The sequence below is a fragment of the Metabacillus sp. FJAT-52054 genome, assembly GCF_037201815.1.
GTDB classification, from domain to species: Bacteria; Bacillota; Bacilli; order Bacillales; family Bacillaceae; genus Metabacillus_B; species Metabacillus_B sediminis.
The window spans coordinates 1,961,303-1,986,183 of the sequence record NZ_CP147407.1 but is presented as its reverse complement, the minus strand read 5'-3'; the positions used below and the strand labels follow the sequence as shown (position 1 = coordinate 1,986,183).

Here is a 24,881-nt window from a genome sequence, read left to right as displayed (position 1 = left end):
AAAAGCGCATTGGCTGCGCTTTTTTTGTTTATTCTTTCATACCTGAAGTAGCCATTCCTTTCACAAATTGCTTCTGGAAAATGAGGAATACAATCAAAATTGGAATCATGGTCACGACAGACATGGCAAGAAGGCTTCCCCAGTCAACTCTGAATTCCCCTATGAAATTTGCCAAGGCAAGCTGAATGGTGTATTTAGATGGATCACTGATGACAATAAGCGGCCAGATAAAGTCGTCCCATCTCCACATGAAGGAGAAAATCGTCAGGACAGCAATTACAGGCTTTGCAATCGGCACGATGATCGTCCAAAAAATTCTCCATTCTCCGGCTCCATCCATTCTTGCCGCTTCCAGCAGATCATCCGGTACCGTCAGCAAATATTGACGGATCAGGAACACTCCCATAGGAGTAGCAGCGGGAGGAATAATCAGCCCAAGCAGATTATTATAAAGCCCGAGCTTGCTAATCACCGTAAAGATCGGAGTCATGATGACCTCTATTGGAATCATCAATGTAGAAAGGAATAAAAACAAAATGAGTGTATCTCCTTTAAAGCGAAACTTGGAGAGCGCATACCCAGCCATTGTATTGATCAGCAATGTCAGGATTGTGGCGGATACCGCTACAATGGCACTGTTAATAAAATACAGTCCGAAATTCCCTTTGCTGAAGGCAGCCGTAAAATTTTCAAATGAAAGCGAATCAGGCAAAAACTTCGGCGGCCATGAATACAAATCGATCGGCCCCTTAACAGAAGAAATAAAAATCCACAGTACGGGGGCAATGAAGATTAAGGCAAGTAGGATCAAGGCAAGATATGTAAAAAAACCTGCTTTCTGTGTCAATCGATTTTCCCTCCTTCTGCCCATTTAAATTGGATCAGCGTGAAAATACCAATCAGCAGGAACAAGATAACCGACATGGCACTTGCATAGCCGACTTCACTTTTCGTAAATCCGAACTCAAAAATATATTGAACAATCAGGGTTGTTTCCTTTGCAGGTCCGCCTCCTGTAAGGGAAAAGATGAGCGGATATGCCTTTACCGATTCTACGATCAGCAGCATAAAAACAAGAAGGCTTGTAGGCTTTAAGAGCGGGAGTGTAATTTTCCAGAACAGCTGGCTTCTGTTTGCTCCGTCGATCTGTGCAGCTTCATAGTAGGAAGCTGGAATGCTTTGCAGCCCGGCAATAAAGATGACCATAAAGAATCCGACACGGGCCCATACAGTCGCTATTACAATGGTAATCTTCGCTATAACCGGATCCGACAGCCATTTAATCGGTGGAAGGCCGCCTGCTTCAAGCAGATACGTAATCACTCCAAAGCTGTCTCCAAATATCCATTTCCAGGACAGGCCGACGATGATGAAAGAAATCATGGTCGGCCAGAAGATAATGGCTCTGAAAAGACCTCGCGCCTTCATTTCCTTAATCATCAGCATGGCGATCCCCAGGGAAATCGCGAAAACGAGCGGTACGACAAGCGCTGCGTAGATTAGCGTATTCAGCATGATTTTCCAGAATTCTGCGTTATTAAACAATCGGATATAGTTTTCCAGGCCTGTAAACTTCATATCTGATACGCCATTATAGCTTGTAAACGAATAAACAAGTCCCATTAAAGCAGGAATGATTATGAATATTAGGAAAATTAACAGATTTGGAAGAACAAATAAATAAGGAGCAAGCTTCTTTTTTCTTTGCGCTTTTTTCATCGTCTCTACGTTCGTTTTTTTTATTGCCATCGGCATGGCCTTTGATTTTTCTACTACCATTATTCAGCACCCTCCTCTATGGCTGTTTTTTGTTTTGTTCTATGGTGTCATCGAAGATTTTAGCCACTTCATCGAGAGCCTCCCTTGGAGTGGATTCTCCTTTTAGAGCTTTCGCAATGCCGGTTGTTAAATCCCCGGCATTTTTATTCATGACCTGCTGATTTGACCAGTCTTTTGCTGCCTGTGGAGAAGTGTTTTTAAACTCATCCGTAAACACATCAAACATATGATCATCGAGCGGATAATTCAGTTCTTTGTTATCTTTTCTGGCACTTAGGAATAAAGACTTTTCAATATACTCTGCATTTACTTCCTTAGTTGATAAATATTGAATGAATTTAGCGGTCTCTTTCTCAACTCCGGTATTCTTTAAGCCCATTACATACTTTCCTCCTGGAACGGAAGACCGCTTCTCATCTTTTGGCAAATAAGTCACACCCCATTTAAAATGGGTAATGTCCTTATAGCTGCCCATCATCCAGTTTCCAGCTAAATGGACCGCGACTGTACCTGAGCGGAACAGGTTATTCGGGTTCTCGCCGCCAAGCCATACGGAATCCGGGATAAGGCCTTCCTTATGCATGTTCCTGAAGTCAGTTAGCGCTCTTACAGATGCGGGGCTGTTTACCGCTGCCTTTGTCAAATTTTCATTAAACAAGCTGCCGCCGTACTCATACATCATGGTCGACCAGCGGTGTCCTGATGAATCCCAGACCATCGGATAGCGTGCGTCCCCTTTTTCTTTTACCTTTTTTAAAGCTGCAGTGAACTCATCCCACGTCCAAATTTCCTCCGGAGTCTGCGGAACCTTTACTCCCGCTTTTCTAAAAAGATCCTTGTTGTAATACATTCCATTGGCTGTTACATCCATGGGGGCTGCAATAATTTTTCCATCAATGACATAAAAAGGTTTGATGGAATCCTCAAACTGACTGATGAATTTCTCCTGATCTCCTACATAATCAGTTAAATCAATTGCATAATCAGCAAATTCATATGTATCATTTATCCGAACCAATGCCGGCGGTTTTCCGCCTGCTATCATTGTTTTTAATTTCGTTTTAACATCCTTGAAGGCAATTTCCACCAGATTGATGTCAACATCCGGATTCTGCTTTTCATATTTTTTGATAATTTCCTTCATGACTTCTCCTTCTCCGCCATCAGAGAACCACATGAAATCAAGCTTTACTTTTCCTTCTCCTGATTGACCGCATCCGGCAAGCGAGAGCACGATTGCAATGATGATGATTTTCGCAGCGCTGCCCCAGTTTCTCTTGATCAAAGAGCTCCCTCCTATCTGTTTAAATATTCCGACTTCAATATCCGTCAATTGTTTAAAGGCGCAAATCCCCTTTAAACATTTACCCCTTTTTATAAAAATAAAACCTATTAATCTCCATTTTTTTCACTATTTCGACTTTATCAGGAAACTAGAGCAAGCGCCTTTGCTCCGCCAAATGCTTCTCATCCAATCTCAACGCTAGTAAAACCGCAACTGAACCATAATAAAAAGCCGCTCAAAGCGGCTTCTCTTCCCGAACGATCAAATCCTGAGCTTTAATCGTTATCAATTCATCCCGATTGTATTTATCAGCCATTAACAATCTCATAGCCTGCGCTCTAATTGATTTTTCGATGATATTCCTTATAAACCGGCCGTTGCTGAATTTTGATGGCTGTGTCATGCTCTTAACGGACATTAAATGATCTCTCAGCTTCCATTCCGCTTCCCGGCTCCATACATATTCCCTCTCCTCAATCATTCTTTTGGAAATATCCATCAGCTGGTCAACTGAATAGTCAGGAAAATCAATAACGAGCGGAAATCTGGAATGCAAACCGGGATTGATTGCAAGAAATTGATCCATTTCTTTGGAATAACCGGCAAGAATGAGGATAAATTCATGCTGTTTGTCTTCCATGTGCTTGACGAGGGTGTCTATTGCTTCTTTACCGAAATCCTTCTCTCCACCCCTTGCGAGGGAGTAAGCCTCATCGATAAATAAAATCCCGCCAAGCGACCTCTTAATTAATTCTCTCGTTTTTTGAGCGGTGTGCCCGATATATTCTCCTACTAGGTCCGCCCTCTCTGCTTCAATCAAATGCCCTTTGGAAAGCACGTTCATTTGACAGAACAGCTTTCCGATCAGCCGGGCGACCGTAGTCTTTCCAGTTCCCGGATTCCCTTTGAACATCATATGAAGCGCCTGTTTTCCTGCTTTTAGCCCTTGTTCCTCACGCTTTTGGCTGACAAAGATCCAGGCGTAAATTTCTTTTATATTCCGCTTCATTTCTTCCATACCTACAAGTGTGCCCATTTCCTCTTCAATCTGCCTGAGAATGGCGTGCTTAAAATCCGTTTTAGGCAGAACGAGGTCATAGCCCTTGCCTTCCGATTCCTTGCCTGCTTTCGTCTGGCCATTTAGGATAATATTGATTTGTCCGTTATTTTTATAAGTAACTGCCTGATCCATGAGAGTCACCTCAGCTTTCTATGTTACTATACGCCCGGAACGGCTCTGCCGTGACAAATGCCTATTATTGTTCACGCATGAACCGCAGGACTCCCCCTGTTTTTTTCATTTTTTTTTGAAAACGCCTGATCTTCTTATATGTATTCATCAACGGGTCATGTACAACCACTGGAAATAGGCAAAATAAAAACCGCATACACTGCTGTATGCGGCCCATTTGAATCACTGATTATTCCGTTTCAAGCTGAATGTTCTTTTGCGGTGCAAACGTTGAAATTGCATGCTTATAAATCAACTGCTGCTTGCCTTCAGTCTCAAGCAGTACAGTAAAATTATCGAATCCTTTTACCAGCCCTCTCAGCTGGAATCCGTTAAGAAGGAAAACAGTGACAAAAATTCCGTCCTTGCGCAGCTGGTTCAAAAATTGGTCCTGAATATTGATTGCTTGTTTCATGATATGTCCTCCTCATTTCTCTATATGGTTACTATTCGATTAAAGATGAAGCTTTCCTGCTATATATGTAAAAATTTCGTCAAGCTTCTGTTCGGATTGGGCCGGAGGAGTCATATCGTACCATTTGACGTCCATTCGATTCCGGAACCATGTAAGCTGGCGTTTTGCATATCTCCTCGAGTTTTGCTTTAGCTGCTCAACAGCTTCTTCTAAAGAGATTTCACCATCAAGATACCGGTAGATTTCTTTATATCCAATCGCTTGAACAGCCTGTCCTGTTTTCAATCCATCTTGGTACAGGCCTGTCACTTCCTCAAGCAGTCCTTCATCAAGCATCTTATCAACCCGCTGGTTAATTCGATAGTACAGGGTTTCACGGTCCATCGTCAACCCTATAATTGCAGATTGATAATGTTCCGCCCGGTACTCACTTTCCAACTGGTCTGTCATGGTTTTCCCTGAGGCATGAAAAATTTCTAAAGCTCTGATCACTCTTCTCTGATTGTTCGGATGGATGCGTTCAGCCGATTCAGGGTCCGCTTCTATTAGAAGCGAGTGGATATACTCTGCCCCTTTTTCCTCTGCCATATTTTCCATACGAAGACGGAATTCAGGGTCTGAAGGCTGCTCTGAAAATTGATAATCATACAGCAGTGACTGGATGTATAACCCAGTTCCGCCAGCCACAATCGGCATTTTCCCTCTTGAAGCAATATCTTCAATACTGGCTCTCGCAAGCTTCTGAAAATCCGCAGCTGAAAAGCTCTCGTCCGGATTTTTTATATCGATCAGATGATGGGGGATGCCCTCCATCTCATTCTGGCGTATTTTGGCGGTCCCAATATCCATTCCTTTATATATCTGCATCGAATCGCCGCTGATAATCTCTCCATTCAGCTTATGGGCAGCTTCGAGGCTAAGTTTCGTTTTTCCGACTCCAGTTGGTCCAATAATGACGATTACTTTTTGTTTTTCCTGCATTTATATATCACTCTCTCAGTATCTGCACGTGCATTCTCAAAGCTAGTATAGCATGAATCCCAATCAGATACGTAACCATTATGGCCATAACGGATTCCATCTATACCAAGCCGGCTGATCGACACCGACCGGATTCCCTGTCATTCCATCAAATAAATGAAAGTGGCGTTCAATACCGCCTTCAGCATACTGCACGCCTCCGGTAGTCATGCCTGGAGGTTTATTATAATTGAAGTACGTTCTGCCCGACATACTATGGTAGTGCGTTCCATCCGGCAGCGGGATGGCTGGCCCGGTTTTGCCGTAGAAACGGTGATAGTGCCCTTCATCAAATGAACTGATCCCGCTGAAAAAATGAAAATGCCCATCAAAAGCGTTTCCATTCACCGGCTTTGTAAAACCATCCATTACATGCGTATGGCCCTCACTTTCAGACGTTTCGATCAAAAACACATGACTGTGAGACGGAAAATCCGGCGGAGCAAAAACCACCCTCATTTATAACCTTCCTCCTCTGTTCACTTTCTTTCAGGTTATACAGAGGAGGGATGCGCGGTGACGGAGAATTCACATAATCCGCTTAAACATTTTTTCCATTTCATACGTGGTAAAGTGGACAATGACCGGTCTTCCATGCGGACATGTAAAAGGATCTTCCGTCCTTCTTAATTCCTCCAGAAGAGCTGTCATTTCATCAAGCCTTAAGTAGCGGTTTGCTTTAATGGAGGCTTTGCAGCTCATTAAAATTGCCGCTTCCTCCCTCAGTTTTTTGACGTCCGGCTTTTTAAGGTCCAGAACTTGCTGAATCATTTCTTCAATGACGAATTGCTCTCTGCCCGAAGGAAACCACTGAGGATGCGAACGGACAATATAGCTGCTCCCGCCGAAAGGCTCAAGAAACACTCCCACTTCAGCAAGAGCATTTAATGACTCCCCGATCCGCAGCGCCTCATCATGGGAATAATGCAGGGTAATCGGCACGAGCAGCTCCTGCACTTCCTTCTCCATGCTCCCAACTTTTTCACGAAAATATTCATATTTTATCCGTTCCTGGGCCGCATGCTGATCGATCATATAAAGACCTGTTTCATTCTGGGCGAGAATATACGTCCCATGCATCTGGCCAATTGGATACATCGGCGGAACTCTCGGCTCTACTCTGGAGCTTTCTTCATGAGTCTTCTTATCAGGAAGAATTTTTTCATGGACTGTTTCTTTTACCATTGAGGTAAAATCATGGTCAGTTTCAGGCACTGTCTCAGGCTCAGCCGCCCTCTCCTCCAGAACCTGCTGCTCTTCCATTTGAATGGGAGTTCGAAGTGTTTTTTCAGCAGATCTGTAGGATTCATCAAATGATATAATCTGCTGCTCATCCATTCTCGGCGCCGGCTTTGCTTTATGAGGCTGCGATTCGGGAATGAGTGTTTTTTTGCGGAAAGCCGCTTTTATCCCCTCGGCCACAAGCTCATACAGCTCCGCTTCCTTGCTTAGCCTTACCTCCATTTTAGAAGGATGAACATTAACATCAACGAGCAGGGGATCCATCGTAATAGTTAGAAACGCAATCGGATACCGGCCAATTGGGAGAAGCGTATGGTAGCCCTCCATGATGGCTTTTGCCAGCGCGTAATTTTTAATATACCTGCCATTAATGATCGTTGAAATGTAATTTCTTGATGCCCTTGTCACTTCTGGAAGGGCTAAATAGCCTGTCACTTGAAAATCAAGGGATTCCAGTGAAATCGGCACCATTTTCTTCGCGATCGATAATCCGTAAATGGAGGCAATCACCTGCCGGACATCTCCGTTTCCATTCGTATGGAGAATGGTTTTGCCATTGTGGGTGAGCCTGAAAGAAACCGATGCATTGGCCATCGCCAGACGGTTTACTGTATCCGTAATATTACCGAGCTCGGTATGGACGGTTTTCATATATTTGAGACGGGCAGGTGTGTTAAAGAACAGGTTGGAGACCGTAATATCGGTTCCCTTTCGGCTTGAAGAAGCCTCATGCTGCTCTACTTTTCCCCCTGTAAGTTTTAAATATGATCCCTCATCCTGTCCATTGCTTGTTTTCATCTCCACATGGGAAACAGACGCAATACTCGGAAGGGCTTCACCTCTGAAGCCCAGTGTCCGGATGCGGAACAAATCATTTTCATCCTTAATTTTGCTCGTTGCATGGCGGTGAAAAGCGTTTAAGCAATCCTCAGGCTCCATTCCGTCTCCATTATCAATAATCCGGATAGAGCCAAGGCCCGCTTCTTCAATGTCAATCTCGATGACCGAACTGTTTGCGTCAATGGCGTTTTCCACCAGCTCCTTGACAACAGAAGCAGGACGCTCCACTACTTCACCAGCCGCTATTTTGTTGCTGAGCTGATCATCAAGCAGGACGATTTTGCCCATGTTGGATCAACTCCTTTCTTTTTTATCTTGCGTTTTTTTGAAGTTCAAACAGTTTATTCATCGCTTCGAGCGGTGTCATTTCCAGGATGTTTAAATTGAGCAGGGCATCTCTAAGCACCCTGTCTGCCGTTTCCTCTTTTTTCTGCTTTTTAGCAGGCTTGTCAGACGTGAAAAAGGACAGCTGTGCCTCTTCTTCCTGAACAGCAGACTGCTTTTCAGGCTCCCTCGTTTCCACTTGAGTCTTCGGCTGATTTTCGAGCTTTTCTAAAATCTGCTGAGCTCTTTTAATGAGATCAGGAGGCAGTTCCGCAAGCTCAGCAACATGAATTCCATAGCTCCGGTCGGCTGCGCCTTCAGAAATCTTATGGAGAAAAACAACCTTGCCATTACGCTCAACTGCTCTGACATGGACATTGGCTAGCAATTTCAGAGGCTGGTCTAAAACCGTGAGCTCATGATAATGAGTGGAAAACAGCGTCTTCGCTCCAATGTTGTCATGAATATATTCAATCATTGCCTGCGCAAGAGCCATTCCATCATATGTCGATGTACCGCGGCCGATTTCATCAAACAAAATAAGGCTGTTTTTCGTTGCATGCACAATCGCGTTTCTCGCTTCCAGCATTTCTACCATAAATGTACTTTGACCTGAGATCAGATCATCTGCTGCCCCGATTCTTGTGAAAATCTGGTCAAAAATCGGCAGCACCGCTTTTTCTGCTGGAACGAAACACCCAATCTGGGCAAGAATTGCCGTTAATGCTACCTGCCTCATGTAGGTGCTCTTACCGGACATATTGGGACCGGTAATCAGCAGCATGCTTCTGCCGCTGGCATCACCCATCCGGCAATCGTTGGGCACATATTCCTGAGACTGCAAAACCTTCTCAACAACCGGATGACGGCCCCCTGTCACTTCAAGCCTGTCATCAGAAAAAGAAGGCTTAATATAGCGGCGTTTATCACTGACCGTTGCAAAGCATTGCAGAACATCCAGTTCGCTCATGCATTTAGCGAGTGTCTGCAATCTCGGAATAAACGTTCGCACCTGTTCCCTAAGCTCATTAAAAAGCTGGTATTCAAGCTCTGCCATGTTTTCTTCCGCTTCTAAAATGAGTGCCTCTTTTTCTTTTAAATCCGGAGTAATAAACCGTTCTGCATTGGTCAGCGTCTGCTTGCGTTCGTATAGACCTTCAGGCAAATGCTGCAGATTGGCTCTCGTAATCTCGATATAATAGCCAAATACCCGGTTGAATCCCACTTTCAAAGAACGAATCCCTGTTCTTTCTCTTTCACTCGCTTCCAGCTCGGCAATCCAGGTTTTCCCGTTTTTACTTGCATCACGGTACTGATCGAGCTGTGCGCTGAATCCTTCTTTCATCATGTTCCCCTCTTTAACAGAGACTGGCGGCTGCTCAACAAGAGCCTGCTCCAGCAGGTTCTTTAGCTCATCACAAGGATCAATGCGTTCTGCCAGTTTATTGGAATATGAATGGTCCAGGGATTGAACGAGAGCTGCAAGCATCGGAACTTGCTGCAGCGATTTTTTCAGCTGAATCATGTCTCTTGCATTTACATTCCCGAAAGCTACTCTTCCGGCCAGACGTTCTAAATCGTATACTTCCTTCAAGCCTTCTCTAATATCTTCACGCTCAAAAAACCTTTCCAAAAGAACCTGAACCATTTCATGCCGCTCTTCAATCTTTTGCCTGTCAATAAGCGGTCTGTCAATCCATTGCTTCAGCAAACGCCCGCCCATGGCCGTTTTCGTTTCATCCAGAAGCCACAGCAATGAACCTTTTCTGCCGCTGCTGCGGATCGTCTCCGTCAGCTCAAGATTCCTCTTGGAATATAAATCCATTTTAAGGAAATTCTTCAGCTCATATCGACGGACAGCCTGTAAATGATCCAGGCTCCTCTTTTGAGTCCGGATAATATAATGATAAAGCCTCGCGAAGGACCTCTGCAGGTTGAGATCGTGAATCCGGGCGAAAAGATCTCCTGGAATCTGTGCCGGCGAATCATTTGTTTCAACGGATACAGCCACATTGCACCGGTCTTTCATCAACTTTATATACTGCTCAGGCAGAGTGCTTTCAATCACAGCCTCCTTAGCTCCAAGCGAATACATTTCATTAAGCGCCTCATCAAACCGGCTCGCCATCGTTACACTGTTTTCACCAGTCGTTAAATCGGTTACTGCAAATCCAAAGCCATCCTCGAGCTCCGTCAGACTAACAAGGAAATTGTTCTCTTTCTCTGAAACGCCTTTGCCGTCCATAACCGTCCCGGGTGTGATCAGCTGTACAACTTCTCTCCGGACGACACCTTTTGCCTGTTTAGGGTCTTCCGTTTGCTCGCATATTGCCACTTTATAGCCTTTAGCAATCAGCTGTTCTATGTAATTCGGAGCAGAGTGATGGGGAACACCGCACATTGGAATTCTGTCACTGCTCCCGCCGTCCCTGCTCGTTAATGTTATTTCAAGCTCCTGAGAAGCACGAATGGCATCCTCAAAAAACATTTCGTAAAAATCACCTAATCTAAAAAATAAAAAGGCATCCTCGTAATCTGCCTTAATCGTTAAATATTGCTGCATCATTGGCGTGTAAGTAGCCATCTAAATCCCCCATTGCCTAATCCTAATCAAAAACAATCTTAATTATAACACACTGGGCCACCCCCAATACATGGATAAGAACTGTTAAAAAGGATCAGAACAAAAGCGCTGGAGATGGACGAAGATTCACTCAGCTAAAACTATCCTTACCAACAAAAAAACTAGGAAGGACACCCTCCTAGTCTTTTACTCTTCTGCTTCTCCAGCTAAAAACTCCGGATTCAAATCTTCAAATTCATCCTCTAAATCCTCTTCCCACTCATCATCCTCGCAGCCGTCAGGATGAACAGCCACACATACCTTCGTCTCACCGATTACTTCAGCCAGCACTTCCCGTTCAGCCTGAACAATAATCTTATTGCCATTTGGAGAGATGGTTACCTCCAGGCAGTTCGGCTGCTGAAGAACCTTAGCACATACTTCATGCTCATCATCAATAAAATGATTATCTCTGTATTTTAGTTTTACAACATCCACATATCTGACCCGCTCAGTCACAACTTCTGTCTTGGTGTTATCATCGTATGAATACCAAACGTTAATGTCATAAGTACCTTCAACCTCGACTGTTTTACCAACTTTATGGGGTTCATATTTATGGTTGATAATCCAGCCGCCCAAAATACTTGTAGGTCTTTGAGACGGGGAGATCGTGTGCGTGCATTGTGTGAACTTTCGTCCTTTCGCAACAACCGCTTTTGTGATAATTTCTCTGAATTCAGACATTCAAGCATACCCTCCTCAATCAATATTCGTTCCATCGTATGCTGGGCTAATATTGATATTGCTTTAATTTACACGAACCCGCAGACAAGGGTCTGCTTAGTCCATGACGTTCCTATTTCATATGTATGCATGAGCCCAAAAAAATGTGCCTTTTTTTTAAAAGCGGAAGCGGCTGTTTAGCTGTGAAAGACGGTGGAGCTGGAACTGACAAAGTCGCCCTTTGACTTTGACTGGGCCAGTGAAGCGGCCGAACAGCTAGCCGCTGGAGCTGGATAGAGAAACGGAGTGCAGAGAACATAGATATGTATGAGCCTGAAAAGCGGAAGCGTCAACTAGTAAGGAGGTTCTGCTAAAGACGCGGCCTCCTGCCGCAACGCAGAACTGACCTGCTTCCTGAGGGCCTCCGACCGAGGGAGCGAAGCGTCTGAAGGCCTAGCGCCCGGAGCTGGATAGGGAAACGTAGTGCAGAGATCTTAGATATGTATGGGTCTTTAAAGCGGAGGGCGCTTGTTTAGGACTGAGAGATGGTGGAGGTGTATAGGGGGACTATAATTAGGTGGTGCACCATAAACCGGCGAATGACGCATTAGATGGATGAAAATATTAGACGGATCAAGTCAGCAATTATCCTTAATTAGTCAGCAATTATCCTCAATTTGTCAGCAATTGCCCTCAGCTAGTCAGCAACTCTGCCTGTTTGCGTCACAATTATACCAAGTCACCAATCACAAACGGGTCTGCTAAGCCCATTTAACCTCTTTTGTATCCTATGCACCTTTACCTGAATTGTTCTTTATGAGATTTTGATTGTTACCATTCAAAAAGGAAAAATAAATAGATAAAAAAAAGACTGCCGGTTCTCACGGCAGTCTCCTCATCATTATTCCATTCAGCAGCTTCCACCCGGACTGTTTTTCAGCTTGGATCCCGTTTCGCCGGTTAGCAGGTCGCCGTCTGTGCTTTCAATGATTTTATCCGTTACCTGATTAGAAATCGTATTTGCCACGAGCTGAAGTAAATCGTTCACTTCAATTTGTGAATCCTGGAATTCCTGGATGATTGGCAGCTGATCCAGTTCTTCCTGGATGCTGTCAATCTTGTCTTCTATTTGCTTTAATGCTTCAGTTTTTCCGTAATGCTGGAAATTGACAGCCTGTTTTTGCAGGCTTTTTATGCTTGCGATCATACTGCGCACTTTTTCGTTTTCATTAAGCTGTGCCTCGGCTCTTTTGAAAAAATCGACTTCCTCTGTTTCGGAAATCATTTGTGCAAGTTCCTTTGCCCGGGATACAATATCATCCTTTGAATAACGTGTCATCTTCCGTTCACCTCTATAGCTTCTTCTGCCATCTCACCGTCCAGCGACCATGTTTTGGCTTTCGTAACTTTTACTTTTACGATTTGGCCAATAATTTCTCTAGGTCCCCGGAAGTTGACGAGCTTGCTTTTTTCTGTGTAGCCGGCTAATACATCAGGGTTATTTTTGCTTTCCCCCTCAACTAATACTTCGACAACATGCCCTTCATATTCCTGCATTTTCTTGGCAGAAATTTCATTTACTAGGCTATTCAGACGCTGAAGACGGTCTTTTTTAACACGCATCGGGACATTATCCTGCATCTTGGCAGCAGGTGTGCCTTCGCGCGGAGAATAAATATAGGTGTAGGCCGCATCAAACTGGATTTCTCTATAGATGGACAGCGTTTCTTCAAATTGTTCCTCAGTTTCATTTGGAAAACCGACAATGATGTCTGTTGTTAAAGTTGCATTTGGCATCGCTGTTTTTATCTTTTTCACAAGCTCGATATAATGTTCGCGAGAGTATTTGCGGGCCATGAGCTTCAGCACATCTGAGCTTCCTGACTGGATCGGCAAATGAATATGATCGAGAAGATTTCCGCCTTTTGCAAGAACTTCAATCAGCCTGTCATCAAAGTCACGCGGATGGCTTGTTGTAAAGCGGATTCTTGGGATATCGATTTTATGAAGTTCATCCATTAAATCTCCCAGCCCGTAATCCAGGTCCGAAAAGTCTTTGCCATATGCATTGACATTCTGTCCAAGGAGTGTAATTTCTTTATAACCCTGTGCTGCAAGCTGGCGAACTTCCTGGATAATTTCCTCAGGACGGCGGCTTCGTTCTTTTCCGCGCGTATAGGGAACGATACAGTACGTGCAGAACTTATCACAGCCGTACATAATGTTTACCCATCCCTTAATGGCACCTTTCCTGACTCGCGGAAGGTTTTCAATTACATCTCCTTCTTTAGACCAAACCTCAATGACCATTTCTTTGGACATATATGCTTCCTTCAGGATGTGAGGAAGACGGTGGATGTTATGCGTTCCAAAGATCATATCGATATGAGGATGCTTTTGCAGTATTTTATTAACAACGGACTCCTCTTGGGACATGCATCCGCATACTCCAACGAGCAGACCAGGCTTGTTAAGTTTTAATGGTTTTAGATGACCGATTTCACCGAACACTTTATTTTCAGCATTTTCACGGATAGCGCAAGTATTCAAGAGAATAACATCCGCATCCTCAGTGGAATTTGTCGCTTCATATCCGAGTGCAGTAAAAATACCCGCCATCACTTCTGTATCATGTTCATTCATTTGGCAGCCGTATGTACGGATATAAAATTTCTTTCCGCTTCCCATCCCTCTGAATTCCTCTGAGATCGAAAAATCATTTTTATATTGAATGTCTTCTTTGCCCCGTTTTTTTGCATCCTTTAAGGAAGGTGGCATATAGACCGCTTGAAAATATTTGCTGTAGTCTTTTTCAGTTTTGTTCGTTTCAGGCGTAACCTGGTTATTTTCTTCACGCTGTTTTTCATTCATGGAGAGTGCTCCTTTCAAATGCCGCTTTTATCTGTTGTATCAGCCAACGACTGATTACATTAAAAACAAGTTATCAATACTAAAGTATAACTTCTAACTGGCGTGCATACAATAGAAGCCGCTTTAAATACAGAAAAAAAGAGAGGATCGCTCCCCTCTCCCGCTTAAAGAATGTTCAATTCTTTTGCCGCTTTTTCAAAGAGATTCAAAGCTTCCTGAAGCTCTTCCTTTGAATGCTGAGCCGTTACGATTGTCCTTACGCGGGCTTGGCCTTTTGAAACGGTCGGAAAGGCGATACCCTGTGCAAATACACCGTATTCAAGCAGCTTATCAGAAAACTGATGACATTTCTTTTCGTCTCCAACAATTACAGGAGTAACCGGTGTTTCGCTTTTGCCTGTGTCAAAGCCGAGTTTCGTTAATCCATCTTTAAAGAACGTTGCATTATCCCAAAGCTTTTCAATGAGTTCCGGTTCTTCTAGAAGCACATTGATCGCTTCGATGCAGGCTGCTGTCACAGCAGGAGGATGCGATGTACTGAATAAAAACGGACGGCCTTTATGGATGAGGTAGTCAATCAGTGTTTGTGTACTGGCTACGTAGCCTCCAAGCACTCCGATCGCTTTACTTAATGTTCCAACCTGAATGTGAACACGGCCATCCAGACCAAAATGATTAACGGTTCCTCTCCCATTCTCTCCAAGAACACCTGAAGCATGTGCGTCATCAACCATGATCAGCGCATCATATTTTTCTGCGAGTTCAACGATTTGAGGAAGCGGAGCAATATTGCCGTCCATCGAGAATACACCGTCCGTTACAATGAGACGGACACGGTAATCCGCAGATTCTTTTAGTGCACGCTCAAGATCCTCCATATCGACATGCTTGTATACATTGCGGGCTGCTTTTGTCAGGCGGATTCCGTCTATAATGGATGCGTGGTTTAAAGCGTCCGAAATGACAACATCTTCACCTGTTAGGATGGATGACAGCACACCTTGGTTCGTCGTAAACCCGGATTGGAAAACAAGTGAGGCTTCTGTATGCTTAAATGCTGCAAGTTTTCTCTCCAGCTCTTCATGCATGGAAAACGTACCGGCAATGGTCCGGACGGAGCCTGTGCCAGCCCCGTATTTTTCAGTGGCTTCAATGGCTGCTTTACGAAGCCTTGGATGGGAGGTAAGACCAAGGTAGTTGTTGGATGAAAGCTGAATCACTTCCCTGCCGTCAATAACTACTTTTGAGCCCTGCTCCGATTGGAGCGGAATGAGTTTACGGAATGTTCCCTGTTCTTTCATTTGATCAAGTTCTGCTTGCAAATATTCAAAACCTTTCATTAAAAACCCTCCTATAAAATTATGGATTCAATACGACTTTCCCGCATTTCCCCTGGATCATCAGTTCAAAGCCTTCTTCAAATTCCTCAAGCTTCAGATGATGAGTAATCATCGGCTCCACATTTACCTGCCCGGATTTCAGCAGGCTTGAAACCTGCTGCCATGTTTCGTACATTTTACGTCCTGTGATACCTTTGACCGTTATTCCCTTAAATACAATATCATTCGTTACATCAATCTGCACAGGCTGTACAGGCAAACTTAAGATGGAAACGCGTCCTCCGTTCGTAACCATTTTAAAGCCTTGATCCATCGCAACAGGATGACCCGACATTTCGCAGACCACATCCACTCCATTGCCGTTCGTCAGCTCAAGAATTTTTTGCAAAGGATCGGTTTCCCCTGAATTAATGGCAGTCGTCGCTCCCATTGCAGCAGCGAGCTCGAGACGGTAGTTGTTTAGATCTAACGCAATGACCTGTGATGCTCCAGCAGCTTTTGCAACGCCTGCTGCCATAATGCCAATTGGTCCGCATCCGATAATGGCAACGGTTTTGCCAGCTACATCGCCAGAAAGAACAGTGTGGACCGCATTGCCCATCGGCTCCTGGATGGATGCGACATCCCAAGGCATGTCCTTCGGGTTTTTCCAAAGATTGGAGGCTGGAAGGGCCACGTATTCTGCGAAACAGCCATTCGTATCCACTCCGATAATCTTTGTTTCTTTGCATATGTGAGCATTTCCAGTTAAACACTGCGGACATTGGCCGCATACTAAATGCGTTTCAGCAGATACGTGGTCACCAAGAACCACACTCGTCACCTTGCTGCCCACCTCAATAACTTCACCGGAAAATTCATGGCCAAAAACATAAGGCGGTTTTACCCGGCTTTGCGACCACTGATCCCATGTATAAATGTGAACATCGGTTCCGCAGATTGAAGTCGCTTTTACTTTTATCAGAACTTCGTTTTCTTTTATTGCTGGAATATCCACCATTTGCAGCTGTGCTCCATAGCCTTCATGGTGTTTAATAAGCGCTTTCATTTTTCCATTCATGGTGAACACTCTCCCGTTCAATGAAACTGTAACTACAATGAAATTCTATCATTACAGCGAAGAGGAAGTAAAGATGTCAGTCCACTCCATACGGACACATGAACACACCTAATAAAATTTTCGATATTTTTTTTCTTTTCAAAAAGACTATTTTTAAATTAAACTGTTGATATTTGAAAAACGCGAACGATTCCTCTTTTAGTAGAGATGCAATCATAGTTCGGAGATGATTCACCTATGGATTGAAAAAAATGGATGAGGCTCACTGATGCTTTGAATGACTCCTCGTTCAAAAATTGATTCTATCGAATTGCCTCCAACCTGAATCCAAACTCCGCACCTGTTCGACCCTGCCTGACGCCATTGCAGCATGGACTTTGATTTTAGCGGAGACCACGATGACGTGAATCGGCATGAGGCGACCGGCTGCACCATGGAAGACGGAAGAAGAGTGAATATTGCTTTCGTCGATCCATTGAATGAGACGCAGGTCATTTGAACGTGCTACGCGGAAAGCTCCAATTCCGCCATTATAAAGCCTACACCGAATAAGACTCTTCATAGCGAAGAAGACGCCGAAGAAGATGCCCGGCGTCTTTCTTTTTGAATAATAGTGCGACCTTGCTCTCCGTTAGCCTTAGCCTTGTGCCGCATCCATGTTCATATAGTTAATGGCCCACAGATGGCCGTCCAAGTCCACGAAGCCCCAATGATACATGAACCCATGATCTTCAGGATCAGCGTGTAATTTCCCGCCCAAGGAGACCGCGGTATTCACGATTTCATCGACCTTTTCCCGGCTCTCGAAGGCCAATGCGATCGTCATCTGCGCATACTTGCTCGTATCGACGGATTCCTTCTCAGTGAGCGTATTAAAGAATGCTTGATTGATCAGCATGACCTGCTGGTTGTCGCCGATCACGATGGCTACCGAATTCTCGTTCTCAGGGAATTGCGGGTTGAGCTCGAATCCGAGTCCGGTGAAGAACGTTTTCGATTGTTCTACGTTTTTTACAGGCAGGTTGAAACTCGTGAATGCGGACGTTAATGCCATTTTCAAAACACCTCTTCATCAAATTAGTTTGTGTTCATTTATGTCTTCGTTAAATGCAACAATCAATTGGTCTAAAATGGTCTAATATCAACATTAGAGGTAAACATAGTGTTCAAAAAAAATAGCGCCTAAAAAGACGCGTTCACATAAATTCAGCAGTCAGCTGCTCAAATTGAGCCTCGCTTATTTCTAAATCAGCTTTGGAGAGCGGCTGCTTACTGTAACCGTGAATCATCTCCTGGTAAGAGGCTTTGTTCTTATCCTGATAAATCAGCCCGGTAACGAGACCGTTGTACTCCATAACCGTCTGCATGGCAGAAATTCGATTTGAAGGATCATAATTTTCGACTGTGTTCAATTTTGTTAAGTTTTCTTTAAACCAATCATACGTGTTCACTTTATTGTAGGTGACGCATGGGCTGAACACATTAATGAATGAGAATCCTTTATGCTGTATTCCCTGTTCAATCAGCGCGGTTAAGTCTTTCAAATCAGTTGAAAAACTCTGTGCTACGAATGTTGCCCCGGCCGTAAGAGCAAGCTCTATTACAGAGAGCGCCGATTCAACGGATCCCTGGGGAGTGCTTTTCGTAACGAAGCCAGCTTCGCTTCGGGGAGAGGTCTGTCCCTTTGTCAGACCGTAAATCTGATTATCCATCACAATATAGGTAATATCGATGTTTCTGCGAATGGCATGAATGGTATGTCCCATCCCGATGGCAAAACCATCTCCGTCTCCTCCGGAAGCAATAACAGTCAAATCGCGGTTCGCCATTTTGACCCCCTGGGCAATTGGAAGGGAACGCCCATGGATTCCATGAAAACCAAACGAATTGATATAACCGGAAATCCGCCCAGAACATCCAATTCCCGATACAACTGCCAGCTGATCCGGCTCAAGGCCGGTATTAGCTGCCGCCCTCTGTATAGCAGCCTGTACAGAAAAATCTCCGCAGCCCGGGCACCAGTTTGGTTTTACATCATTTCGAAAATCCTTAAAGGTTGCCATTAGATCAGCTCCTTGCATTTGAAATACACTTCATTAGGAAGAAATGGATTGCCGTCGTATTTTAAGACAGACGCCAATTTTTCAGCGCAGCCCGTGTTCATTTTAATAATATTGGCAAGCTGTCCGGTCGCATTGTTTTCGATGACTAGTACTTTTTTTGCAGATGCAGTCAAAGAACGAAGCTCATTGGCAGGGAAAGGATGAATCAGGCGTATATGTGCGTGATTGGCTCGGATGCCTTCCGCTTCAAGGCGCTCCATCACTTCCTCGATGACTCCCCTTGTCGAATTAAAGCCTACTAGCAGAACATCCGCCTCGGCATGCTTGATCTGTTTATGAATAGGGTTTGGGAAAAGCAGGCCTTCCATTTTACGAAGGCGTTTATCCATTTGGACCTGCCTGTTAGATGCCACTTCCGATGGTTTTCCCGTTTCATCGTGTTCAACACCTGTAACGTGGTGCAGGGCATTCTTCATGCCTGGCAGGACTCTTGGTGAAATACCGGACTCTGTAACTTCATATCTTTTAAAGTAGCCTTTTCCATCACCCTCAGGAAGGCTGTTTTCATTTGCAAGGGCACCCCTTCTTATTTGAACCTGATCAAATTCAAGCGGCTCAACGGACTGTTTGCCGAGTGAGAGCTGCAGATCGGACAGGATGATGACTGGACACTGATATTCTTCGGCCAAATTAAATGCTTCTACTGTATCGTAAAAAGCTTCCTGTACCGTACTTGGCGCCATAACGATTTTTGGAATCTCCCCGTGTGTTCCATAAATCATCGCCATTAAATCAGACTGCTCCTGCTTTGTAGGAAGTCCGGTACTTGGTCCTCCTCTTTGCGTATCCACAATCACTAACGGGGTTTCGGTAATCCCCGATAATCCGATGGCTTCCATCATCAGAGATAACCCTGGACCAGCTGAAGCTGTAAACGTACGCGCGCCTGCATAATTTGCCCCAATTGACATCGTACAGGCAGCAATCTCATCTTCTGTCTGGATGACTGCTCCGCCGTATGCGGGGAGCTTTTTTATTAAATACTCCATGATTTCGGATGCTGGCGTAATGGGATAAGCAGCCATAAAACGAGCTCCGCCGGCAAGAGCACCAAGGGCAATCGCATCGTTGCCAATCATAAACATCCTTTTTTTCCGGTCTGTCTTTTCAAGATAAAGATCGGTACGATTATACTGCAGTTCCTGCTTTAAGAAGGAAGCTCCTTTTTGAATGGCGTTCATATTCATTTCAACGATTTTCTGGCCTTTGCGCCCATACGTTTCCTCCACCACTTCATAAAAGTCATCCGGACTTAAATCAAGGATGGTGCTCGTTGCTCCAATGGCGACCATATTTTTCATCAATGATGTGCCGAGTTCAGCCGCAAGTTCCGTAAAAGGAATTGCATAAAGGGTAACGGAATCCTCATCTGGGATTACCGGACTGAATTTAGTATCAGCTAATACGATGCCGCCTTTTCTTAGCTCACTGAAATTCACATCAATTGTTTCCTGATCAAAAGCTACCAATATATCGAGCTCGTCTGAAATCGCCCGTACCTGAGTTGTGCTGACCCTTATTTTATTGTTCGTGTGGCCGCCTTTTATGCGTGATGAAAAATGCCGGTAGCCATATAGATAATAGCCGAGCCGATTCAATGCAATGGAAAAAACCTCACCTGTTGATTCAATTCCTTCCCCCTGCTGTCCGCCTACTTTCCATGAAAGCTGCTTCATCATTTCCCGTGCACCCCTTTAATAAGCTTCTCCTCAATTTGTAAATATGTAGTAAACGCTTTCCATTTTAGACTGACTGGCATCATATTACAATAAGTTTTTTAATTTTTTAGAATATTTAAAAAGGAATTCTGCTCGCAAAGTTATGAAAAGCAATTCCTCTCGCCACATTAGCGGGATATCGCTTGTATATTTCATTCAGCAGGTTATCATACTGCTCATATCCGCTAAGGCCTGGAACGGTATCACTTATTCCATCAAAGTCTGATCCCAGTCCAGCGTTCTTCTCCCCGCCTAAAGAGCAAATGTGTTCCAAATGATGCAGCAGCAGGCTGATGCTTGGATTTTCACCTATAAAATCCGGAACGAAGGTAATTCCAATTGGAGCATCCCGCTTGATGAGTGCCATGATCTGGCTGTCCCGCAAATTTCTCGGATGAGGCCGCAGTGTATACGCATTCGAATGGGTCGCGGCGACATGCTCCCCAGCTTCCATAACGTCCCAAAAGCTTCGTTCACCTAAATGAGAAACATCAATCCACGCTTTTTGCTTATTTAAGGAGTAAACGAGTGATTTTCCGAGCAGGCTTAGCCCGGCGTCTCGCTTTTCAAGAGCCCCGTCGGCAAAAAGGTTAGCATAATTCCAGGTTAGATTATAAATTCTGACCCCATGCTCCTGCAGCAAGGAAACCCGGTCCAGCTGATTTCCAATACAGTCGCAGCCCTCCAATGAGAGGATGATGCCAATTTCAGCGTTTTTAAGGTTGTCTATTTGCTCCTTTGAAGTTAAAAGCTTAAATTGCGGATATGACTTTAAAATCAATTCGTTCAGAATGCGGATTTGAGCCAATGCTGCCCCAAACTGCTGATCAGCGGGCAGAGTCGGAGGTATATAGATAGCAAGACATTGAATTTTTGCGTGGAATTCGGTAAGTTTTTTCAGATTTGTATGAAGTCCGCTGCCATCCCAAGGATTGATTGAAGGGTCAAGCCAAAGCTTCAGCAGCATGTCGCAATGCGCATCAAAAATTTTCATTCAGCCATTCCTCCGGATGCTAAAAATAAGAGGCTGCCCGATTCGCAGGCATGTCCCTGCCGCTGCCGCAAAAAGACGGGCAAAAGCGGGAATCCTGGGCCGGTCAGCCTCTATTTTATCAATCAGCGCGGTTCTACAATTAATTTAATGGCAGTCCGTTCTTCGCCATCAATCAAAATATCTGTAAAAGCCGGAATACAAATTAAATCAACTCCACTCGGGGCTACAAAACCTCTGGCAATTGCTACGGCTTTTACCGCCTGATTAAGCGCTCCCGCTCCGATGGCTTGAATCTCAGCGCCTCCGCGTTCACGCAATACTCCGGCAAGCGCTCCAGCTACGGAATTAGGATTAGACTTAGCTGAAACTTTTAATATTTCCATTACTGTTTTCCCCCTTATTCATTACCAAGGATCTTGAGCGATCATTGGAACAACCGTTGTTGGATCTTGTTCAAATCGCATCCCCTAAGACTTTGAACAAAAAATGGCTAATCATTCCATTACTACATATATTCACTAGTGTGGAGCGTTATTCCTGCCTAAACAGCTGTTTTTTCAAAAAATTCAATCAAAATAGGGGTGATCGTCATTAATCGCAATCCTTTTTATCGATTGAGCCATTCCAGTTCTGCTGTCAAGCTTAACTACAACTCCGCTAAGCTGGGTGCGGCCCTCTGCTACCTCGAATCGCGTTGGGAGACTTGTTAAAAATCTCCTGATAACCGGTTCCTGTTCCACACCGAGTATTCCATCATACGGCCCTGTCATGCCGACATCTGATATATAGGCAGTGCCTTTTGCAAGAAGGCGCTCATCAGCAGTTTGAACGTGAGTATGGGTTCCCACTACTGCAGAAACTCTTCCGTCTAAATACCAGCCCATTGCCTGCTTTTCACTCGTCGCTTCAGCGTGGAAATCGACGAAAATATACGGAGTTCTCTTTCTTGCCCGTTCAACCAGCTCGTCAGCCTTTCTGAACGGACAATCAATAGCCGGTAAAAAGGTACGGCCCTGCAGATTAATAACGGCTATTTCTTTATTACCCATTTTTTGAAAAAACATGCCATTTCCAGGTGTACCTTCAGGATAATTAGCGGGTCTGATTAGGTTCGGAGTCTTATCTATGTAATCCGTAATTTCACGTTTATCCCATGTATGGTTACCCATCGTGACTACGTTAGCTCCTGCCTGGATTAATTCATGGAAATTTTTTTCAGTCAATCCTTTTCCGTGCGCTGCATTTTCACCATTTACAATAACGGCATCTGGCTTGTAAGTAGACTTCAAGCGAGGAAGATACGTTTTAAGCATCTCTCTTCCGGGAGAACCTACGATATCTCCAATAAATAAAATATTCATATTAAACCGATTCCTTTCATGTTTGGGGTATTCCGTCTATGCTTTCCGGGTTGTCTCTTTCCGCTTACTTACGCATTGAATGGTAGAACAGAGATAAAGAATAAAAGCGTCCTCCTCCGGACGCAGTGAATCTGCTGCTCATGATTTCTCTTCAAAAAGAAAAAAAATAAAGCGGCGCAATGCACCGCTTTATTTTGCCCATATGTGCAGTCATCCAAAACAAGGATACTGTGCACACTGAGACTTTATTTTGCGTATTCAACGGCTCGCGTTTCTCTGATCACTGTAACTTTAATGTGTCCAGGATAATCAAGCTCTTCTTCGATCCTCTTGCGGATATCCCGTGCCAGTCTGTGGGCTTGAAGATCATCAATCGTATCCGGCTTCACCATAATTCTGACTTCACGGCCTGCCTGGATGGCGAAGGACTTCTCTACACCTTCATACGATTCAGAGATCTCTTCAAGCTTCTCAAGTCTGCGGATATAGTTTTCAAGTGTTTCGCTGCGCGCACCTGGTCTTGCAGCAGAAAGTGCATCGGCTGCTGCTACAATCACAGCAATAATTGAAGTTGGTTCCTGGTCACCATGGTGGGATGCAATACTGTTGATAACAACAGGATGCTCCTTGTATTTTCCAGCGAGCTCCACTCCAATTTCAACGTGGCTTCCCTCTACCTCATGGTCAATTGCTTTACCGATATCATGAAGAAGTCCTGCTCGCTTAGCAAGCGTGATGTCTTCTCCAAGCTCGGCAGCCATCAGACCGGATAGATGTGCTACCTCCATTGAGTGCTTCAGTACATTTTGACCATAGCTTGTTCTGAACTTCAAACGGCCCAGAATTTTGATCAGGTCAGGATGCAATCCATGAACTCCAACTTCAAAGGTTGTTTGTTCACCGACTTCGCGGATGTACTCATCAACCTCGCGGCGGGATTTCTCAACCATTTCCTCAATCCGTGCCGGGTGAATACGTCCGTCCTGAACAAGCTTGTCCAAGGCAATTCTCGCCGTCTCCCTGCGGATTGGATCGAAACCTGAGAGAATCACCGCTTCAGGAGTATCATCGATAATTAAATCGATTCCTGTAAGGGTCTCAAGCGTACGGATGTTACGTCCTTCACGGCCAATAATGCGGCCCTTCATTTCATCATTCGGAAGGTTTACAACTGATACAGTTGTTTCTGCCACATGATCAGCAGCACAGCGCTGCAGTGCAAGAGAGAGAATCTCTTTTGCCCGTTTGTCTGCTTCTTCCTTCGCACGTGTCTCACTCTCTTTAATAAGAACAGCGAGATCATGGGAAAGCTCGTTTTCAAGCTTGTCAAGAATGATTTGTCTGGCGGATTCCCTTGTTAAGCCTGATACACGTTCAAGCTCTGTTTGCTGCCTGCGAACCATCTCATCCACTTTGCTTTCCGTCTCTTCAATATGTTGTTGTCTTTCAGCCAGAGAGTTTTCCTTGCGATCCAGAACAGCTTCTCTTTTATCAAGAGAATCATCTTTTCTGTCAAGGTTTTCCTCTTTTTGCAATAACCGGTTTTCTTGTTTTTGTAGCTCGTTTCGACGATCACGAATTTCTTGTTCGGCATCTGTACGAAGCTTGTGAATTTCATCTTTTGCTTCAAGCATCGCTTCTTTCTTAGCTGCTTCAGCTTCGCGTTTTCCATCTTCAAGAATCTGCTCGGCGGCACTCTTTGCCCCGGCAATTTTCGCTTCGGCAATCGATTTGCGAACAAAATAGCCAACAACTACACCTACGATAAGGCCAAGCAAAATGGAGATGATTAGTGTTGCGTCCATTATCTCACCTCCTCTTGCTATGAACATTTCTTGCTCGAATAATGTGTCGGCACGTACATTGTTTCATTAGGTCTCAATATACTGCACAAGTTTTCTTTAGGATGATTTTAGTTAGCAGCTAAAGGCAAGCCAAATGGTTGCTTTAGCCAAAACCATCAAGGTCTTTGTTAAAAAATACTAAAAA

21 protein-coding genes are annotated in these 24,881 nt (G+C 44.4%); all 21 read right to left on the bottom strand.

Annotated features, from left to right (window positions below; translation table 11 throughout):
* Positions 1-28: 28 nt before the first annotated feature.
* The gene (locus WCV65_RS10390) at positions 29-847 is read right to left on the bottom strand and encodes a carbohydrate ABC transporter permease (protein ID WP_035411693.1); all 819 of its coding nucleotides are present in this window, start codon (positions 845-847) and stop codon (positions 29-31) included.
* Positions 844-1,779 carry a sugar ABC transporter permease gene (locus WCV65_RS10385; protein WP_231889985.1) on the bottom strand — a complete coding sequence of 312 codons (936 nt, stop codon included), beginning with the start codon at positions 1,777-1,779 and terminating at the stop codon, positions 844-846. Before WCV65_RS10385 ends, WCV65_RS10390 begins: the two co-directional genes overlap by 4 nt.
* 16 nt (positions 1,780-1,795) lie before the next feature.
* Positions 1,796-3,064: a sugar ABC transporter substrate-binding protein gene (locus WCV65_RS10380; protein WP_338782027.1), complete on the bottom strand. Its 1,269-nt coding sequence runs from the start codon at positions 3,062-3,064 to the stop codon at positions 1,796-1,798.
* 235 nt (positions 3,065-3,299) lie between these two features.
* Entirely contained in the window at positions 3,300-4,256 is a 957-nt protein-coding gene (gene spoVK / locus WCV65_RS10375; protein ID WP_338782025.1) for a stage V sporulation protein K, read from the bottom strand.
* Between the two features lie 229 nt (positions 4,257-4,485).
* The gene (gene hfq / locus WCV65_RS10370; protein ID WP_035411703.1) at positions 4,486-4,710 is read right to left on the bottom strand and encodes an RNA chaperone Hfq; all 225 of its coding nucleotides are present in this window, start codon (positions 4,708-4,710) and stop codon (positions 4,486-4,488) included.
* A 39-nt stretch (positions 4,711-4,749) separates the two neighbouring features.
* Positions 4,750-5,691 (bottom strand): tRNA (adenosine(37)-N6)-dimethylallyltransferase MiaA, encoded by a 942-nt coding sequence (gene miaA / locus WCV65_RS10365; protein ID WP_338782020.1) that lies wholly within the window; start codon positions 5,689-5,691, stop codon positions 4,750-4,752.
* A 78-nt stretch (positions 5,692-5,769) separates the two neighbouring features.
* Entirely contained in the window at positions 5,770-6,189 is a 420-nt protein-coding gene (locus tag WCV65_RS10360; RefSeq protein ID WP_338782018.1) for a YmaF family protein, read from the bottom strand.
* 69 nt (positions 6,190-6,258) lie between these two features.
* Positions 6,259-8,100, bottom strand: coding sequence for a DNA mismatch repair endonuclease MutL (gene mutL / locus WCV65_RS10355; protein ID WP_338782016.1), 1,842 nt, complete (start codon positions 8,098-8,100; stop codon positions 6,259-6,261).
* A 22-nt stretch (positions 8,101-8,122) separates the two neighbouring features.
* Complete coding sequence (gene mutS, locus WCV65_RS10350) at positions 8,123-10,720, bottom strand: DNA mismatch repair protein MutS (RefSeq protein ID WP_338782014.1); 2,598 nt, start codon at positions 10,718-10,720, stop codon at positions 8,123-8,125.
* Positions 10,721-10,906: 186 nt separating this feature from the next.
* Entirely contained in the window at positions 10,907-11,446 is a 540-nt protein-coding gene (locus WCV65_RS10345) for an outer spore coat protein CotE (RefSeq protein WP_035411710.1), read from the bottom strand.
* Between the two features lie 889 nt (positions 11,447-12,335).
* Positions 12,336-12,764 (bottom strand): RicAFT regulatory complex protein RicA family protein, encoded by a 429-nt coding sequence (locus WCV65_RS10340; protein ID WP_035411711.1) that lies wholly within the window; start codon positions 12,762-12,764, stop codon positions 12,336-12,338.
* On the bottom strand, positions 12,761-14,296 hold the full coding sequence (miaB, locus tag WCV65_RS10335) for a tRNA (N6-isopentenyl adenosine(37)-C2)-methylthiotransferase MiaB (RefSeq protein ID WP_338782011.1): 1,536 nt from the start codon (positions 14,294-14,296) through the stop codon (positions 12,761-12,763). The genes WCV65_RS10340 and miaB overlap by 4 nt, the downstream gene beginning before the upstream one ends.
* Before the next feature lie 164 nt (positions 14,297-14,460).
* Positions 14,461-15,636 (bottom strand): glycine C-acetyltransferase, encoded by a 1,176-nt coding sequence (locus WCV65_RS10330; RefSeq protein WP_338782009.1) that lies wholly within the window; start codon positions 15,634-15,636, stop codon positions 14,461-14,463.
* Between the two features lie 19 nt (positions 15,637-15,655).
* Positions 15,656-16,696, bottom strand: coding sequence for an L-threonine 3-dehydrogenase (tdh, locus tag WCV65_RS10325; RefSeq protein ID WP_338782007.1), 1,041 nt, complete (start codon positions 16,694-16,696; stop codon positions 15,656-15,658).
* 637 nt (positions 16,697-17,333) lie between these two features.
* Positions 17,334-17,750, bottom strand: a complete 417-nt coding sequence (locus WCV65_RS10320) for a VOC family protein (RefSeq protein WP_338782005.1) — start codon at positions 17,748-17,750, stop codon at positions 17,334-17,336.
* Between the two features lie 142 nt (positions 17,751-17,892).
* A complete protein-coding gene (locus WCV65_RS10315; protein ID WP_338782004.1) occupies positions 17,893-18,759 on the bottom strand; it encodes a 2-oxoacid:ferredoxin oxidoreductase subunit beta in 867 nt (288 codons plus the stop codon).
* Positions 18,759-20,498: a 2-oxoacid:acceptor oxidoreductase subunit alpha gene (locus tag WCV65_RS10310; RefSeq protein WP_338782003.1), complete on the bottom strand. Its 1,740-nt coding sequence runs from the start codon at positions 20,496-20,498 to the stop codon at positions 18,759-18,761. The genes WCV65_RS10315 and WCV65_RS10310 overlap by 1 nt, the downstream gene beginning before the upstream one ends.
* A gap of 115 nt (positions 20,499-20,613) precedes the next feature.
* Entirely contained in the window at positions 20,614-21,531 is a 918-nt protein-coding gene (locus WCV65_RS10305) for a membrane dipeptidase (protein WP_338782002.1), read from the bottom strand.
* Between the two features lie 122 nt (positions 21,532-21,653).
* A complete protein-coding gene (spoVS, locus tag WCV65_RS10300; RefSeq protein ID WP_010193268.1) occupies positions 21,654-21,914 on the bottom strand; it encodes a stage V sporulation protein SpoVS in 261 nt (86 codons plus the stop codon).
* Between the two features lie 183 nt (positions 21,915-22,097).
* Positions 22,098-22,892, bottom strand: coding sequence for a TIGR00282 family metallophosphoesterase (locus WCV65_RS10295; protein ID WP_035411726.1), 795 nt, complete (start codon positions 22,890-22,892; stop codon positions 22,098-22,100).
* A 245-nt stretch (positions 22,893-23,137) separates the two neighbouring features.
* Positions 23,138-24,697 carry a ribonuclease Y gene (gene rny / locus WCV65_RS10290; RefSeq protein WP_035411728.1) on the bottom strand — a complete coding sequence of 520 codons (1,560 nt, stop codon included), beginning with the start codon at positions 24,695-24,697 and terminating at the stop codon, positions 23,138-23,140.
* Between the last annotated feature and the right edge of the window lie 184 nt (positions 24,698-24,881).